Raw genomic sequence first — 15,921 nt, 5'->3', positions numbered from 1 at the left:
CGATCGCAGCACAAAGCCCTCGGGAACAGACGCGGGGTGGAGCAGCCCGGTAGCTCGTCAGGCTCATAACCTGAAGGTCACAGGTTCAAATCCTGTCCCCGCAACCAAATCTCTCAAAGAATACAGCCGCTTAAGAGCCTCCCGAACGGGAGGCCATTTGCGCTTCGCGCCCGTGTCAACACTGTGTCAACAGAACGCTAGCGGCCCGTGTCAACGGATGGCGCCGAGTCGCGCCGCACTCTCCGCTTGATCGAGGCGCGCCCGCGAGCCTGATGGTCCCCGACACCACCACGGGAGACCGCCCCATGCCCAAGACCAACGACGCCGCACTGGCCGCCTTCATCGCTCGCAAGGCCGAGATCGATGCGGCCCTCGACCGCATCCGCGCCGCCAGCGACGACCACTTCTTCGCCAGCCCCGGGGACGTGCACTGGGGCCATGTCACGGCCCTCGCAGACCACGCCGCGCTGCTCAAGCGGATCACGGACGCGATCTATGCCGAGGGGGAACACGCCCCACGGCGCGGCGCCGAACCATGGTGGGCCCTCACGGACGCTGCACATCGCGAAACAGCCCGGCCAGCCCCTCGGCAAAAGGATCGAACTCCGCGGCACGGTCCTTCGCCCAGTCAAGCCACTCGGTGGTCGTCTTCTCCCCGATGGTATGATCCTCTTCGGAAGCCAGCCGCGCTTCAAGCTCAGTGAGGAACGCATCGAGAAGCTGCTTCTCCTGCCAGTTAGTCGCCGCAGACCGGAAGCGGGTCCAGCGCGCGTCATCGATCTCCTTGAGCCGCCGCAACTCCCACCGGCGCCGCTCCTCTTCCTGATAGCGACGGCGGTCCTCTTCGCGTTTGCGCTCCCACTCGATCAGGCGTGGAACGCTCGCCACGACCGTTTCCACGATTGCCGGGATCAATTGCGAGAACGGCTTCCTCTGGCTCTCGACCCACTGCTGCTGCTCGCCCGGAAGCCATGTGCTGATCTGCGCCCTGAGGAATCCCGATGAGGTCAGCCCCGAATTGTAGTGATGCGGATATGCCGTCCACTTCGCGGCTTCACCTTCCGGTCGCTTGATCGGCCGAGACATCTTCTCCTTCACCATGCACTCGATGTCTCGCCCTCCGACGGTGAAGGTCAGCTTGCCGTGAATGTCGGCCTCCTTGACGCGGCCGCCCGCCGCCTCGACGGCGCGGCAGAGCGAGCTGCTGGCCCTGAAGCGATACAGATCGCGCGGTGTGAGATCGTCCAGGAGGGACTTGCCCCAGGACCAGATGTCGTTCCTCCGTCGCCGGTTTTCCTGCGCACGCTCCTTCTGCTCTCGCTTGTGCTCCGCGATCCATGCCTTGATCTTCGGATGCAGCCCGTCGAGCGGATCCAGCCCATCGTCCTTCTCGGTCTCCTTGGCGTCTATGATGGACGGAGGTTCAGGTGCGCGTGCCTCATTCGGCCGCGCCACCGCCGGAGACTTCTTTGATGCTACGGCGGTTGGCCGCGGGGTGCGCGATGTCCGAGGGGCGAGTTCCTTTAGGGGAACCACCTCTTCCGCGGGCAAAGGCGTGGGAGCAGGGGCGCGGCCGACAGCCTTCTTCTGCCAATATCCCGGAGGCGGATAGGGCACCTGGCGCTTGGCGCAGAGCTTGGCGAGACGCGGGCCGTCGAGACCAAGTTCCGGGCCGACACGATTGAGCGGCCGTTCCCATACGAGCGCATAGAGCTCCTCGCGGGAGAGGTCCTTTGCCGTTCGTGTCGTTCCGCCGTCCATGAAAAGGCCCGAAAGATTCGTCTGCCGGGCCCAGAGTAGGATTGAGGAATGGCAGCCGAAACCAGAAAAGCGAACGCGTTGTAGCCGCCAACGCGATTTGCCCGCGCGATCACGCCGCTGCCGTCGCCACCCCATCCAGCCGCACTGCGACGCTGGTGACGCCGTTCCCGGCCGCTTCCACCGCCACGCCGATAGGGAAGCGTCCCGCGGCCGGTGTGGTCACTTCCTTCGCCGTGTTGTCCCATGCGACGCGCCCGCCGACGGCGAGCACCGCGGCGCTGGCCTTCGGCAGCTGGAACACGCCGATGGTGGAGAGCTCGACCGAATCGCCCTCGGTCGAGGAATAGGCGGCGATGCCGAAGATTCTGCCAACGATCAGCGCGTCGCCCGAGGCGACGCCGCCCGCGGGCGTCGTGACGCGGACGATGTGGCCTTCTGGAGGTAGTTCTTCATCTCAGAACCCTTTCGAGGATTGGATGCGGACGACCGAGATGCGCTCGGTCGCCCCTGCGATCTGCCGGTTGAGGTCTGTGAGCGCGGTGGCCATCTCGCCGTCGCTCGCGTAGGTGAGCATGATCTTGTTCACCGCGCGGAAGTCCCGCGCCGTGGTCTGGCGGCCGAGGCGGCGGATGCCCGAGGGCGCGGCCTGGTAGGCGTCGCGCAGCACGCGGCCCACCGTGTCACCGAGGATGATCGGGAAGTCGGAGGTGGTGTGCAGCGCGCGGGTCACGAGGGTCGCCGGCGACAGCGCCATGGTGGACTCGCCGCGCAGGGTCAGCAGCTCCTTCGCCATGTCGACCGGGGTCGAGTAGGCATAGCGCCGGGCGGGCTCGGAAAGCTCGTGGCGCGGGTTGATCCGGGCGTACAGCGCCTCGCTCATCTGCCTGGCGCGGAGCGCGGGATCGTCTTGGCTCTCGCCCATCTCGACGCGGATCTGTTCGGTGCGGATCGCAGGGGCGCTGCGCTTGGCCAGCGCCTAGAAGGCGGCGCGGCGTGCGGTGTCGGGATCGGCGCCTCCGTCGATCTGGCCGTCGATCCAGGACTGGTCCCGCCCGGCGATGCGGGCGATGGAGCGGATCTCGGCATTGGCCTCGGCGCGCGTTTCCTTCTGTGCCTCGGGCGGCGCCGGGGTGGTGGTCGGCTCGGTCATCTCTGTCTCCATGCGAAATTGGGCGCCGGGGTCGGCGGGCGTCGGCAATAGGGAAATCTCGTGAGGGGTCCAGCGCACGGCGGTCAGCACGCGCGCGCCGTTCTCGGTGGTATCGGCCCAATCTTCGACCGAGTAGCCGACCGAGACGTGCCGCAGGATGCCCGCCAGGACGTCCTGCCAGACCGGATCCACCTCCGGACGGGCCGAGAACTGGATGAGCGCTGTGCCGCGCCTGCCGTCCACGGCGGCGCTGCGGACCGAACGTAGGGCCAACTGTTGGCATCGCCCTCCACGGGAAGAACCTGCAAGCTTGTCCGAGGGTGGCTTCTGTTTCGCCGTCCAGCTGAGCGAGCGCATTCTCCGTTTGTCGTGAGTGTGTTTCGCGAATTGCGATCTGCAGGGCATCGATGTGCGTGATGATCCCTGGCGTGAACTCCTGCGGCCCGATCAGTCGTGCGAAGGCCGGAAGGTCAATTGTTGCCTCAATCTGGAAGCGGATCCTCCGATGATCAGCACCTTCGAGTCGTGTGGGGTTGCTGACCAGCGGCGCGCCGGAAGCAGCCAGCAATTCGACTTCATATGCCTCGTGTGTGCCGACATGCGCAGCTGGTCGCCAGCTCAGTGTGTCGCCGTGAACCGCGAAAATGCCCGGGTGACTCTGCGAGAGGGCGTCGAACGGGATGTCGTCTTCGACGTGCAGCGGCGGCAGTTCCTCAACCTCAATTCGCCTCTCGGGCGTGAGCACTTTCTCCAGCCCCAATTCCGAAACAGCCCGACCGGGCGGCAGCTGCCGATATAGGCTTGCCTCGCTGTTGGAGCCTGATGCGTTCCCGGTGCCAAGAGCTGCAATCGTGCAGTTCGCGCTGCCGATCAGGAGGTGGTCCGCCGTATCGGTTTGCGCGATCAGAGCTTTGGCATGGATGAAGCGACTGCCCCCAAAGCCGTCCCGGCGATAGAGCGTAATGCCGGAGATGCTCCCTGTCGCATCCCGCGGGAACAACCCGGCGTCTGTGTCGATGAGCGCAGCGATTGCCCGTGGGCGAAGCCGCTCAGCAAGAGCCGACAAGGCTCCGAGCCGCTCATCCCAATAGGGGCTGATCACGATCAAGCGTTTCACTTCGCCGTCGATCTCGCGGGCGAAGCGGGCGCCTATGCCCTCGGCTGAGTTTGACAGTAGGAGCGCTGCCCGTGTTCCATCGCCAAGCTCGACAGGTCCCTCGGCAGGTGCTGCAGAACGCAACCAAGCAGCGCGGGCGAGCATCCATTCGAACTGCGTCGGAAGCATCGGGTCAGCCGGATCGATAAGGCTGGAGAGGTAGCGATAGGCTTGGGCGATCAGACGCTGCGCGCCGTCATCTTCAACTCCAGAGGTGAGAAGCGTAACGAGTTCTAGATTTCCAGCGAGGCCTGCTGCCGTCAGGTTGGCAAACCCGATAAACAGGCGACCACCCTGACGTCCGATCTGCAAGAACAGCTTTGGGTGAAAAAGGCCCGCAACTTGCGCTCCAGAGGCGGTGTAGAGTCTTCCCGCTTGCCTTGGCAGCGGCGAGGCTACGCCAAGTGCGTGAGTCAGCATGCGTGCGTCAGCGAGGACCATGTTGTTGCGACAACCGGCCCCCCGGATGCGTGGCAGTACGATGTTGTCGTAGGCATCGAAATCGATACCGAAGGTCGTGGCGATGCTGCTGTGATAGCCCTTGTCGGCGAAGCGTTCGTACAGCCTCATGAATAGATGGCCTCTCGCCCCGCCTCGGTGAGGCCGGTGTTGCCCAGCAGCCCAATATCTTTGAGGAAGGTAATGGCGGGGCCCAGCCGCGGATTGGTGAAGACCGGACCGTCCTTCTCGCGGAGCCGCAGCTTGCCGTCATCGGACTCGATCAGGAACGTATAGTCTCCTTGGTGGCGCAGCTTTCGCAAGGCAACCCACAGATGCCGACAGATCACCCGCTCTTCCAGGACACGCTCGATTGTCTGCCCGAATGGGGCCTCACGATGTCGATCGAGGAATCGCGTTTCACTTAGCAGCGACCGGAAGGCGTCTGGATTGAAGCCGCCGAGTGGTTCCGTCAGGTCCGCCCCCACCAGGTCAATCCGCCGATGCAGTATGGCAAGCAGGCGAACGGCCTTTGCTGCCGTGTCCGGCGTGCATATCCGCGCGTCGTCACGGCCGGCCCGAATGATCTCATTGGTCAGCGAAACCTCGGGGTCGGGATCGCTTGCATCGAAGGCGTTCGAAGCAGGCTCCAACCCCTCAAGCAGGGCCGACCAAGATTCGATAGTGTCCCACGACGTGGTGTAGGAGCGCCGACCCTCGGAGAGGTCAGGGCCTGATCATGCAGCCACGGCGGGCAGCCTGACGGTTGGATTGTCGGTCACGCGGCCAAGCGTTTCAAGCGACATGTATCGCCGCGCGACGGCCCATTCGCCGTTTGTCTCTAGCAGTGAGCCATTCTGCGCCATTGGTTCAAGCAAAATGGCGAACGCGCCGACCAGGCGGATGATGGCCTCGTCGTTCGGGAGTGAGGGCATGATTGCCATCGGTCCGAAGGAATGCCCGAACGCCGATGACGTCGGCGCGACGCTTCACCTCGGCGATGACCGCCAGCGTCACCCCCGGCCGCGCGCTGCGCTACGCCGAAGGCTCCGCGCGCGGCCTCCTACACCACGTCGTGGGACACTGCCCAAGATTCCGGCACAGGTGAAATTTCTGATAGAATGTGTTGCGCACAGCGCCCGATAAGTCGCTCCATTCCCAGACCAGAGGGATAATCACCCAACGTATCGAGCGTGAACTTTAGCAGCGCCTCATGCGCGATGTGGCACAGATCATTTGCGTGATAGACCCACCATCGCGACCGCTGCACTTCGAGCGATGGATCGTCAAGGCTCAGGATGTTTCCTTGCTGATCGTGACCCGCGTGGAGCATCCATCGAACTTCATCGGCTCGCGGAATTGTACGTCCCGAGATCATGGACAGACCGCGCGTCGCGATCGGCGCCGACGAGCTTGTGCAAGTTTCGATCGACATAATAGTGGATAACGCGTTCCCCGATGTTCGCGTGGAAATGGTGGGCCAGGGCGCCGAACTTCTCCGGCGACCTCAGCACCGCCACTGAATCCTGCACATCGGCAGCAGTTGGGGACCACATCGGCATGCCCGCTTCCACGGCCTCAGCAAGCGCGGCGGCTCCCGCCTCGCGGGCGATGTCGCCAAGATCCGTCGCTCCCGCATGGACACGCCGTTGCACGCGCTCCAGTGCGCTGTTGTAGGCGACCATCAGTTCAGTCACCGAAGTCGGCGGTCGCGCTCCCATGCCAATGTCGGCGAGGGCCGCCCCGAAATCCTTCGACGCAGCGGCCTGCGGCAACCTGATTAGCAGCCACAACGCTTCCACGAAGACAGGGTCCCTCAGCGCGCGCCTCAGCGCATCCCGACTGACTTCGGTCACCTGTTCCACCAGCGGCGCGGTGGGTGCCCCGCCGGTCACCAGATACCTGACGATGTCCGGCAGGTATCGGTGGGTGGGGAGTTTGCCGAGGCGCTGATGTCCCATCGCGCCACCGATCAGAGGATGAGCCCGGACCGGATCTGGCGCGGACAGGGGGAATGAGCACTCGACAAGAAAAGGAACCCTCCGTTAGAACCACGACAACGAAAGGAAGATGCGATATCCTTTCTCAGGTAGCCTGCCAAGGAAAGGATCCTTTTTCAACCATGGCGTTAGCACCGGAGCCGTCACGGTTGGGTCAGCGCGTCGCCATCTCGACCGCGGGCGAACGCGCAGAGGCATTCGTGCCTCCCCTGTTGCCTCCAGTCCCGCCAGTGAGGATGGACCGGCTCTACCGTCAGCTCGAGCGCGCGAACCGCGCGATCGGCCGGCTCGATGGCGTGACCTCCATCCTGCCCGACACCCCGCTCTTTCTCTACATGTACGTCCGCAAGGAGGCGCTGCTGTCCTCGCAGATCGAGGGCACGCAGTCGTCGCTCTCCGATCTCCTGCTGTTCGAGAGCGAGGAAGCGCCGGGCGTCCCGCTCGACGACGTGCAGGAGGTTTCCAACTACGTCGCCGCCATGAACCATGGCCTCGACAGGATCCGCGAGGGCTTTCCGCTTTCCCTGCACCTGCTTCGGGAAATCCACGCCATCCTTCTCGAAAAGGGACGCGGGAGCACGAAGCAGCCGGGAGAGTTCCGACGTTCGCAGAACTGGATTGGCGGAACGCGGCCGGGCAATGCGCTCTTCGTACCGCCGCCCCCCGAGAACGTCCTCGACCTCATGTCGGACCTGGAGGCGTTCATCCATACCGACACTCCGGAGATGCCGACCCTCATCAAGGCCGGGCTCGTCCATGTGCAGTTCGAGACCATCCATCCGTTCCTCGACGGAAACGGCCGCCTCGGCCGCCTGCTGATCACCTTCCTTCTCTGCACGCAGGGCATCCTGAAGGAGCCGGTCCTGTATCTCAGCCTCTACTTCAAGACGCATCGCCGCCAGTTCTACGACCTTCTGCAGCAGGTCCGTGAGAACGGCGACTGGGAGACATGGTTGGAGTTCTTCCTCGACGGCATCGCCGAGACGTCTCTGCAGGCATCAGAGGGGGCGCGCGAAATCCTCGCGCTGTTCGAAGCCGATCGGCACCGGATCGAGAATCTCGGGCGCCCGGCCGCATCCGCGCTCCGGGTCCACCAGTTGCTTCAGCAAAAGCCGATCATCGGCATTCCCGCGGCGGCGCAGCGGCTGCCTGATCGAATGCGGCGTGCCGCAGGCATCCGAGGCCGATGCGCTCGCGATGAACGTCAGCGAGCCCGGCAAGAACGTCAATCTGAGGATCGACTACATCAGCCGCTCGATGATCGGGAACATTCCCGACCTGTTGATCGACCTCCTCGAAGTGGCGGCCTATGTGTACTGCGCCGATCAGCGCATCGCACGTGGGTCTGCCATGCTCACGAATTTCGGGGAAGACTGGCGCCGAAGTCTGACCTTCTCGATCCCCGTGCGTCACCCCGAGGTCTGGCAGCGTACAGATGTGCAGGAGCTCCTCCTCGATACGCTCGGATTCCTGTCCGACGACAGCTATGAGTTCAGTTTCCGCAAAGCGGAAGCGCCGGTGCAGCCGCGAGAGCTGTATTTTCCGGAGCTTCTCGACGCCTTCCAGGAAAACGATGAGGTGGCGCTCTTCTCCGGCGGCGTCGATTCCTTTGCCGGCGCTGTCGACGACATCATCACTCTGGGCAAGTCGGTAACCCTCGTAGGTCATTACTCGTCAACGAAGGTACGAAACGTTCAGGAGGAGCTGATCCGCGATCTGAAGAGCCGCGGATATGAAAGGCGGGTCTCCTACGTTCCCGTCTGGGTCTCGAACGAGGTTGCCAAGCCCGTCGAGTTCACGCAGCGGACCCGCTCGTTCCTGTTCGCTTGTCTCGGTCTCGTCGTGGCGCAGATGTCGGGCAAGAACCGGTTCAGCTTCTATGAGAACGGGGTTGTCAGCATCAACCCGCCCCTGGCGGGCGACGTCGTTGGCGGCCGGGCGACGCGTACCACGCATCCCAGGGTTCTACGCGGGCTGGAGGCGCTGTTCTCGACCCTGCTCGACTCTGACCGCGTTTCACGTGCTGCCCGGACAAAGCCTTCTCGATGCAGCGCTTGATGCAGGTCAAACCATCGACTTTTCCTGTCTCACGGGCGGCTGCGGGTCCTGCACCGTCCGGCTGGTGGAGGGGGCAAAGCATGTGGCGCTCGATACGCCGAACAGCGTTTCGCCCGCCGACCTTGCGGCGGGGATCGTCCCTGCCTGCATCACCCGGCTGACCGGCCCCGTCCGCTTCAGCAAAGGGTCCGTGTCACTGTCTCCGGCCCCGGCCTGATCGCACTGGCGGGGATCATCTCCTTCATCGCGGCCGCCGTCATCGTGCTGTTCCTGTCGCACCCGGACTATTCCTCGATCACCCGCAGCGTCAGCGAGCTTGCCGGGCTGAACATGCCGAATGCCCGGTTCATGCGGACAGGCTTTGTCGCCTTCGGCACGACGACGATCCTTGCTGCCCCGATGCGCCTCACCGCGACCCCGGCGTATCGGCGGCCCTTGTGGTGTTCGGGTTGGCGATGATCGCCGCCGCCGTCTGGTCGCATTTGCCCATCAACCAAGCTTGCCGTCGACGGGCGGTCACGCATCAGGCCCCAGAGCGCGAAGCTTTGCCGGACCGCCTCAGCCCCGCCCTGAAGCCGAAATGCTCCGCGGGAGTGCTGCGTCGCGCCCGGTCGAAACGGCGAGGGGCGCCTCGTGATCAAACCGGAAAACCGCCCGAGGGTCGGCAATCAGCCGAGACCGACCCTAACCGCCTCCGACCAGACGATAACTGTTCCGCTGCATGCCGATGCTTTCCACCCTGACATCGAAAAAGCCGTTGCGAGCGGGGGTAAAACGGCACAGCGCGGCCGGTTTGCCTGGCGAGACGCTGCACACGACATTGCCGCCCTCGTCCAGCACCGACAGGCCGAGATCCGTATCGCCATCGCCGATCAGGCCGAACTCTGCCGGAACATCGCCCGACAGCGCGACCCGCCAGGTGTCGATCTGGCCTCCGGCCAGCTCGGCTCGGGCCTCGATCGCAGTTGCTTGGCGGCCGTGGGGAACTTGCGCGACGATGCCGTAGACCAGATCCTGCAGCGTCGGATCTTCGTCGGCAAGCGCTTCGGCCATGGCCAGTACCTCTGGCGATGCCGGGTCCGGCGGCGCGGGCCGTCCGGCGGGCTGGTCCGGGGCCGCGGCACCCGCGGTTGTCCGGGTCCAGCCGGTCACAGGGCGCAGGGTGATACCGCGGGCAAGCCGGATCGCGGCCACCAGAAGGACCGGGTCGCCCTGCTCGATCGCCGCCTGATAGAGGCTGTGCGCCAGCACGACGCGCGCGGCGGGTCCGGACTGGCTTGATTCGGTCGGCGCAAGGTTGGCGGCTTCGGCCCAGCAGGCACTGCCCGTCCCCATGAGGGTGGCGAGGGTCGGCGCCAGAAGGCGTCTGGTTCGGCTTTGGGCTCGCATGCCGGGACACTGGCAAAGCGCGCGGCGGGAGACAAGGGCGGAAGGTGGAGCAACCCCGCTTTCCGACCGTCCGAATTCACGGTAGCAGGAGGGAGGGGAGAGACCAAGTCATGCGTGAGATCCTGGAGCGGCTTCTGGCTTTCGATACGGTCAGTCACCGGCCGAACATGGCGTTGATGGACCATGTCCGCGCGCTGCTGGAAGGTGCGGGGCTGACGGTGACGCTGGTGCCGGATGCCGCAGCCGGGAAGGCGAACCTGTATGCCACGACCGGGCCCATGGGGGGGGGCGGCGTCATGCTGTCGGGGCATACCGATGTGGTGCCGGTCGAGGGGCAGGACTGGACCGTGCCGCCCTTCGCGCTGACCGAGGCGGACGGGCGGTATTACGGGCGCGGTGCGGCCGACATGAAGGGCTTTGTCGCCTGCGCCATCGAGGCGATGCTGCTGGCGGCGCGGCGGCCGCTGAAGGTGCCGCTGCATCTGGCGCTGTCCTATGACGAGGAGATCGGCTGCATGGGGGTGCGCAGCCTGATCGACCTTCTGGCACGGGCGCCGGAGCGGCCGCGGTTCTGCATCGTGGGCGAGCCGACGGGGATGCAGGTGGCGACGGGGCACAAGGGGAAGGTGGCGCTGCGGGCAACCTGCCGGGGGCGCGAGGGGCATTCGGCGCTGGCGCCTCTGGCCTTGAACGCGCTGCATCTGGCGGGGGATTTCCTGGCGGCGGTCCGGCGGGTGCAGGCCGAGGTGGCGGCGACCGGGCTGCGGGATGGGGACTATGACGTGCCCTATCCGACCCTGCATGTGGGGAAGATGCAGGGGGGCGTGCAGGTCAACATCGTGCCGAACCATGCGACCCTGGACTTCGAGATCCGGTCACTGGCCGGGGAAGATGTGGCGGGGCTGATCCGGCGGCTGGAGGCGGAGGCCGAGGCGATCGTGGCACCCCTGCGCGGGGAGTTCCCGGAGGCGGCGATCGTGGTGGAGCGGCTGTGGGACTACCCCGGCCTCGGGACGCCGACGGATGCCGAGGTGGTGCGGTTCGTCCAGGGGCTGACGGGGGCGAACGGGACGATGAAGGTCGCCTTCGGGACGGAAGGCGGGCTGTTCGATCAGCGGCTGGGGGTGCCCACCGTGATCTGCGGGCCGGGGTCGATGGCCCAGGGGCACAAGCCGGACGAATGGGTCTCGGTCGAGCAGGTGGAGCGGTGCCGGGGGATGCTGGCGGCGCTGGTGGAGCGGCTGGAGGCGGGGTTCTGAGTGCCGCGCCGCGCGTGGCGCGGTTTTTCGAGTGTTGAAAATCAATGGGTTGGCTGTGGGCGTTAGGCATTTGTTTACCGATGCCCAAGCGCCATCCGTCCCACACCGCAGGCCAGATGCGGCGGGAAAGCGCCGGTTTCTCTGCGCCGCAGCAGATATATCCGGCGCGCCCCTAACAATCCGCCAGCGGCGCCCCATCTTCAAGGAAGCGGGCCATCCGTCCGCACAAAAGGACTTTCATGAACATTGTTGAAACGGCTGCCGGAAACCCGGCTTTCTCGACGCTTGTGACCGCGCTGACTGCGGCCAACCTGACCTCTGCCCTGGGCGGCACCGGACCCTTCACGGTCTTCGCCCCGTCGAACGACGCCTTCGCCAAATTGCCCAAGGGCACCGTCGAAGACCTGGTCCTGCCCGCGAACAAGGACAAGCTGGTGGCGATCCTGAAACTGCACGTCGTGTCCGGCAAGCACATGGCGTCGGAGTTCACCGGCAAGACCGCCGAAATCGCCACGCTGGGCGGAGAGAAGGTCACCGTGACCGGCAAGGACGGGTCCGTCCACGTCGGCAAGGCCAAGGTCAGCTCGGCCGATCTGGGGGCCTCGAACGGGGTCATCCACGTCATCGACACCGTGATGATGCCCGCCTGACCAGCGGACAGCGACGGTAACGAGTTCGGGGGCCGGTGGCCCCCTTTTTCATGCGGTTCGCAGGAAGAGTCGGGCTGAAGCCCGACCTACATCAGCGCCTTAAGCCGTTCGGCCTGAGCCTGGCCGATCCGGTAGTGCCCGGTCATCGGATAGGCGAAGAGGATGTCCTCTTCCTTCACGCCCGCGCCGATATTGTGCAGGATCAGGGGAATGCCCGTCGCGGTGCGACGATCCGAGACGATGCCGATATGGTCGAGGTTGCCGGGCAGCTTCCACGTCACGATGTCGCCGGGCAGGTAGGGCCTTGGGCCTTCGTCCAGCGGCAGCCCTGCCCCGATCCGGTCGAACAGCGTCTGGAGGTTCGGCACCCGCCGATGGTCGATGTTGCGGTCGGGCCGGGCAAGGCCCCAGAGCGCGGGATAGGCCGAGAACGCCGCCTTCATGTCGCGGTTCACCGCCAGTTGCAGGTCGATCCCCCAGCCGTCACGCAACGCGCGGATCACGACATCGGTGCAGACGCCCCGGTCGCGCGGGATGTCGCCGCCCGGAAACTCCAGCGCGGCATAGGCCGGGTCGTAGGTCACCGTCACCCCCACCTGATCCCGCGCGGCGGCGGTCAGGCGCGAGGGTTCGGACCCCGCAAAGGCAGGGGCGGCCAGCGACAGGGACAGGATGAGGCACAGGGACCGCATGGCGCGAATCATGCCCTGTTCACGGCCCCGTGGGTAGTCAGGATTTTCCGTGATCCGCTCAGTCTGGCGCCTTTCCGCCGGGGTCGGTAAGAGTTTCGTGATGGCCGTTACACTCACCTCTCTTGCCGATCTGGCGGCGCATGGCTTCGATGACATCATCGACGTCCGCGCGCCTGCGGAATATGCCGAGGATCATCTGCCCGGCGCGATCAGCCTGCCCGTGCTGGACGACGAGGAGCGGGCGCGGGTGGGGACGATCTACAAGCAGGTCTCGCCCTTCACCGCGCGCAAGATCGGCGCGGCGCTGGTGGCGAAGAATGCCGCCGCGCATCTTCAGGGGCCTCTGGCCGACAAGCCGGGGGGCTGGCGCCCGCTGGTCTATTGCTGGCGCGGCGGGCAGCGGTCGGGGTCGTTCGCGACCATCCTGTCCCAGATCGGCTGGCGGGTCGAGACGCTGGCGGGCGGCTACAAGGCCTGGCGCGGGCTGGTGGTGCGCGAGGTCTATGACACGCCGGTCCGCGCGCCGGTGGTGGTGCTGGACGGAAACACGGGCTCGGCCAAGACGGAGGTGCTGAACCTGCTGCCCGGCTTCGGGGTGCAGGTGATCGACCTCGAGGGGCTGGCACGGCATCGCGGGTCGCTGTTCGGGGCGCTGGGGGAGCAGCCGTCGCAGAAGGCCTTCGAGGCGGCGCTGGCCCTGGCCCTGGCCGGTCTGGACCCGTCGCGGCCCGTGGTGGTGGAGGCGGAAAGTTCGAAGATCGGCAATTGTCGTCTGCCGCCGGAGATCTGGAAGGCGATGGTCGCGGCCCCGCGGGTGGCGATTGCGGCCCCGCGGCCTGTGCGGGCGGAGTATCTGGCGCGGGCCTATGCCGATCTGACCCGTGACGCCGAAAGGCTGGCGGCGACGGTGGCGCTGCTGCGGCCCCTGCATCCGCGCGAAGTGATCGCGGACTGGCTGGCCATGGCCGCGGCGGGGGCTCATGCGGCGCTGGCCGAAAGCCTGATGGAGCGGCATTACGACCCCCGCTACGGCAAGCACCGGGCGCGGATGGCGGTGCCGGTGGCGGAGGTGGCAGCCGATGACCTGCGGCCCGAGGCCTTGCCGGGGCTGGCGGCCCGGGTGGCCGAGGCGGTGCGGGGCCTTACGCGCTGACGGTCAGGTGCGGCGGCCCCGCAGTGACGGTGCCGATGAGCGCGGCGTCATGGCCAGCGGCCTTGAGGGCGGCCAGAAGCGTTTCGGCCTGATCGGACGGCACGGCGGCAAGCAGGCCCCCGGCGGTCTGCGGATCGCTCAGGAGGTCCACGCGCGGGTCTTGCGGGGCGGTCATCCGCCAGGAGACGGCGGCAAGGTTCGCCGGTTGCAAGGAGGATCCATGGCCCTGACGCGCAAGCTCCAGCACGCCGGGCATGAGGGGGATGTCTGTCAGCCGGAGGGTGGCGGCGCTCTGCGAGGCGTCGAGCAGTTCCAGAAGGTGCCCGGCAAGGCCGAAGCCGGTGACATCGGTCATGGCCGTGGCGTGCGGCGTCAGGATCGCGGCGGCCGACCCTTGCGCGCGGGTCATCTGCCCGATGCAGGCGGCCCAGACTTCCCCCATCAGCCGGCCGGGCGGCCGGGCGAGGGCCATCTCGGCGGCGAGGATGGTGCCGGAGCCGAGGGGCTTCGTCAGGATCAGCGCGTCGCCGGGGTTCGCCCCTCCCTTGCCGATGGTGCGGGTCGCGGTGCCGGTGACGGTGAAGCCGATGGTCAGCTCGGCCCCTTCGGTGGAATGGCCGCCCACGATGTCGGCCCCGGCGTCGCGGAAGGTGGCGGCGGCCTCGTCCATGATCTCGGCCAGCATGCGGGATTGCAGCTCGGGCCCGAGGGGGGGCAGCGTGATCTGCGCCAGCGCGACCTGGGGGGCGGCGCCCATGGCAAGGACATCGCCCATGGCATGCAGCGCCGCGATGCGGGCCATGAGCCGGGGGTCGTTGCAGAAGGCGCGCAGGTGGTCGGTGGTCAGGACCTGGAAGCCCCCGCCCGGCAGCGAGAGGACGGCGGCATCGTCGCCTGGGCCAGAGCGGACCTCGGCCCGCGCCGGGGCCGGCAGGGGGGCGAGCGCCCCGGCCAGCACGTGGGGACCGAGCTTGGCGCCGCAGCCGCCGCAGAGCGGGCGTCGGTCGAGACGGGCGGCCAGGCCCTGCGTCTGCCTGGCGGGAGGCGCGGGGCGGGGCATGGCCGGATAGGCGTCGAAGCGATCCATGAATTGGCGGTCGATCCGGTCCTTCAGGCGCCAGAGCCGCGGGCCGATGGCGGTGAGCCCCCATTTCTCGGCAAGCGCGCTGCGCTCGCCCAGCGAGACGAGCTTGAGGTAGTCGCGCTGGGGCCGGAAGGGGCGCAGCGGGCGGCTGGTGAGGCTGGCGACGAGGTTGTGATGCAGGACGGGCGCGGCGCGGACGGCGAAGACCCCGGCCTTGGGGCGCGGGACGGGAAGGCTGGCGCAGTCGCCGCTGGCGAAGATCCGCGGGTCGGAGGTGCGCAGGCAGGCATCGGTGACGAGGAAGCCCTCGCGGTGGTCGAGGCCGGTCGCAGCCAGCCAGGGATGCGGTCGGGCGCCGGTGGCCGAGAGGGTGAAGTCCGAACCCAGGGTCCGACCGTCGGACAGGGTGATCCGGCCGGGGGCGATTTCGGTGGCTGTGGTGCCGAGGAGAAGCGTGATGCCGGCCTCGGCCAGCCGGTGGCGGATCGCGCTCTGGGCGCGGGGCGAGAGGGCGGGCAGGAACCGCGTGCTGCGGTCGATCAGGGTCACCTCGGCTTTGGCCCCGAGCCCACGCAGGCGGTGGGCCGAAGCGAGTGCGAGTTCCACGCCGCCAAGCCCCGCGCCGAGGATGGTGATCTGGGGCCTGGCCGGACGGCGGGCGAGGAAGGTCTCCCAGGCGGTGGCATAGGGGCCGAGCGGCTTGGCGGCGATGACGTCGGGCTGGCCGGGGAGGCCGGAGGTGATGCCGATGTCGATGGCGGCGATGTCGTAGGACAGGGGCGGGCGACCGGCGAGGTGGACCAGGCGCGCGTCGCGGTCGATGCCCGTGGCGCGGTCCAGGATCAGCCGGGCCCCGGCAAAGCGGGCGAGGCGGACGAGGTCGATCATCAGCTCTTCCCGCCGGTAATGCCCGGCGATCAGGCCGGGCAGCATGCCCGTGTAGGGCGCGGCGGGGTCGGGATTGATCAGGGTGAGGCGGGTGCCGGGCAGCGGATTCATCCCCCACATCCGCAGGATCAGCGCATGACTATGCCCGCCGCCGATCAGCACGAGGTCCTTGATCTGGGGAAAAAGGGGGGTCATCGGCGGCTCATGTCGGCTGGCTGCGGCAGGCTTAGCGCAGCGCGCGCG

17 protein-coding genes, 1 tRNA gene and 1 pseudogene are annotated in these 15,921 nt (G+C 66.8%); 9 read left to right on the top strand and 10 right to left on the bottom strand.

Annotation, left to right across the window (positions count from 1 at the left end):
- Positions 1–30: 30 nt before the first annotated feature.
- A tRNA-Met gene (locus tag G8O29_RS06595) sits at positions 31–107 on the top strand.
- A gap of 439 nt (positions 108–546) precedes the next feature.
- On the opposite strand, the gene G8O29_RS06590 is transcribed toward G8O29_RS06595, so the two are convergent.
- The 4 genes from G8O29_RS06590 to G8O29_RS06575 all read right to left on the bottom strand — a co-directional run bounded on the left by G8O29_RS06590 (position 547) and on the right by G8O29_RS06575 (position 3,184).
- Positions 547–1,761: a hypothetical protein gene (locus G8O29_RS06590; RefSeq protein WP_166402430.1), complete on the bottom strand. Its 1,215-nt coding sequence runs from the start codon at positions 1,759–1,761 to the stop codon at positions 547–549.
- A 109-nt stretch (positions 1,762–1,870) separates the two neighbouring features.
- Positions 1,871–2,137, bottom strand: coding sequence for a DUF2190 family protein (locus tag G8O29_RS06585; protein ID WP_367890134.1), 267 nt, complete (start codon positions 2,135–2,137; stop codon positions 1,871–1,873).
- A gap of 78 nt (positions 2,138–2,215) precedes the next feature.
- Positions 2,216–2,683: a hypothetical protein gene (locus G8O29_RS06580; RefSeq protein WP_242678927.1), complete on the bottom strand. Its 468-nt coding sequence runs from the start codon at positions 2,681–2,683 to the stop codon at positions 2,216–2,218.
- A 54-nt stretch (positions 2,684–2,737) separates the two neighbouring features.
- Positions 2,738–3,184, bottom strand: a complete 447-nt coding sequence (locus G8O29_RS06575) for an HK97 family phage prohead protease (RefSeq protein ID WP_166402429.1) — start codon at positions 3,182–3,184, stop codon at positions 2,738–2,740.
- Between the two features lie 232 nt (positions 3,185–3,416).
- Here G8O29_RS06575 and G8O29_RS06570 point away from each other — a divergent pair, with 232 nt between their 5' ends.
- Complete coding sequence (locus tag G8O29_RS06570) at positions 3,417–3,710, top strand: hypothetical protein (protein WP_166402428.1); 294 nt, start codon at positions 3,417–3,419, stop codon at positions 3,708–3,710.
- 923 nt (positions 3,711–4,633) lie between these two features.
- Here G8O29_RS06570 and G8O29_RS06560 read toward each other — a convergent pair.
- The 3 genes and pseudogenes from G8O29_RS06560 to G8O29_RS06550 all read right to left on the bottom strand — a co-directional run bounded on the left by G8O29_RS06560 (position 4,634) and on the right by G8O29_RS06550 (position 6,466).
- On the bottom strand, positions 4,634–5,158 hold the full coding sequence (locus tag G8O29_RS06560) for a hypothetical protein (RefSeq protein ID WP_166402426.1): 525 nt from the start codon (positions 5,156–5,158) through the stop codon (positions 4,634–4,636).
- Between the two features lie 84 nt (positions 5,159–5,242).
- Positions 5,243–5,501, bottom strand: a pseudogene (locus G8O29_RS06555) (hypothetical protein); the annotation flags it as partial.
- A 347-nt stretch (positions 5,502–5,848) separates the two neighbouring features.
- On the bottom strand, positions 5,849–6,466 hold the full coding sequence (locus G8O29_RS06550; RefSeq protein ID WP_166402425.1) for a hypothetical protein: 618 nt from the start codon (positions 6,464–6,466) through the stop codon (positions 5,849–5,851).
- 275 nt (positions 6,467–6,741) lie between these two features.
- Here G8O29_RS06550 and G8O29_RS06545 point away from each other — a divergent pair, with 275 nt between their 5' ends.
- The 4 genes from G8O29_RS06545 to G8O29_RS06530 are packed head-to-tail and all read left to right on the top strand — an operon-like array spanning position 6,742 to position 9,022.
- Complete coding sequence (locus G8O29_RS06545) at positions 6,742–7,995, top strand: Fic family protein (protein WP_242678925.1); 1,254 nt, start codon at positions 6,742–6,744, stop codon at positions 7,993–7,995.
- On the top strand, positions 7,943–8,563 hold the full coding sequence (locus G8O29_RS06540; protein WP_166402424.1) for a hypothetical protein: 621 nt from the start codon (positions 7,943–7,945) through the stop codon (positions 8,561–8,563). The genes G8O29_RS06545 and G8O29_RS06540 overlap by 53 nt, the downstream gene beginning before the upstream one ends.
- Positions 8,526–8,780, top strand: coding sequence for a 2Fe-2S iron-sulfur cluster binding domain-containing protein (locus tag G8O29_RS18785; RefSeq protein WP_166402423.1), 255 nt, complete (start codon positions 8,526–8,528; stop codon positions 8,778–8,780). The genes G8O29_RS06540 and G8O29_RS18785 overlap by 38 nt, the downstream gene beginning before the upstream one ends.
- Positions 8,781–8,824: 44 nt before the next feature.
- On the top strand, positions 8,825–9,022 hold the full coding sequence (locus G8O29_RS06530; protein ID WP_166402422.1) for a hypothetical protein: 198 nt from the start codon (positions 8,825–8,827) through the stop codon (positions 9,020–9,022).
- Between the two features lie 225 nt (positions 9,023–9,247).
- On the opposite strand, the gene G8O29_RS06525 is transcribed toward G8O29_RS06530, so the two are convergent.
- A complete protein-coding gene (locus G8O29_RS06525; RefSeq protein WP_166402421.1) occupies positions 9,248–9,898 on the bottom strand; it encodes a hypothetical protein in 651 nt (216 codons plus the stop codon).
- Between the two features lie 164 nt (positions 9,899–10,062).
- Between G8O29_RS06525 and argE the strand changes: the two genes are divergently transcribed.
- Both argE and G8O29_RS06515 read left to right on the top strand, forming a co-directional pair.
- The gene (argE, locus tag G8O29_RS06520; RefSeq protein WP_166402420.1) at positions 10,063–11,211 is read left to right on the top strand and encodes an acetylornithine deacetylase; all 1,149 of its coding nucleotides are present in this window, start codon (positions 10,063–10,065) and stop codon (positions 11,209–11,211) included.
- 239 nt (positions 11,212–11,450) lie between these two features.
- Positions 11,451–11,861 carry a fasciclin domain-containing protein gene (locus tag G8O29_RS06515; protein ID WP_166402419.1) on the top strand — a complete coding sequence of 137 codons (411 nt, stop codon included), beginning with the start codon at positions 11,451–11,453 and terminating at the stop codon, positions 11,859–11,861.
- A gap of 86 nt (positions 11,862–11,947) precedes the next feature.
- Here the strand turns inward: G8O29_RS06515 and G8O29_RS06510 are convergent, their stop codons facing one another.
- A complete protein-coding gene (locus tag G8O29_RS06510; RefSeq protein ID WP_166402418.1) occupies positions 11,948–12,553 on the bottom strand; it encodes a DUF1287 domain-containing protein in 606 nt (201 codons plus the stop codon).
- 100 nt (positions 12,554–12,653) lie between these two features.
- Here G8O29_RS06510 and mnmH point away from each other — a divergent pair, with 100 nt between their 5' ends.
- Positions 12,654–13,706 (top strand): tRNA 2-selenouridine(34) synthase MnmH, encoded by a 1,053-nt coding sequence (mnmH, locus tag G8O29_RS06505; protein ID WP_166402417.1) that lies wholly within the window; start codon positions 12,654–12,656, stop codon positions 13,704–13,706.
- Here mnmH and selD read toward each other — a convergent pair.
- Positions 13,696–15,873, bottom strand: a complete 2,178-nt coding sequence (gene selD, locus G8O29_RS06500; protein ID WP_166402416.1) for a selenide, water dikinase SelD — start codon at positions 15,871–15,873, stop codon at positions 13,696–13,698. The two genes, mnmH and selD, sit on opposite strands and share 11 nt — an antisense overlap.
- Positions 15,874–15,921 lie beyond the last annotated feature (48 nt).

The organism is Rhodobacter calidifons (assembly GCF_011174775.1).
Classification (GTDB): Bacteria; Pseudomonadota; Alphaproteobacteria; order Rhodobacterales; family Rhodobacteraceae; genus Tabrizicola; species Tabrizicola calidifons.
The sequence above is the reverse complement of the archived record's forward strand: the minus strand, read 5'-3'. Positions and strand labels throughout refer to the sequence as shown.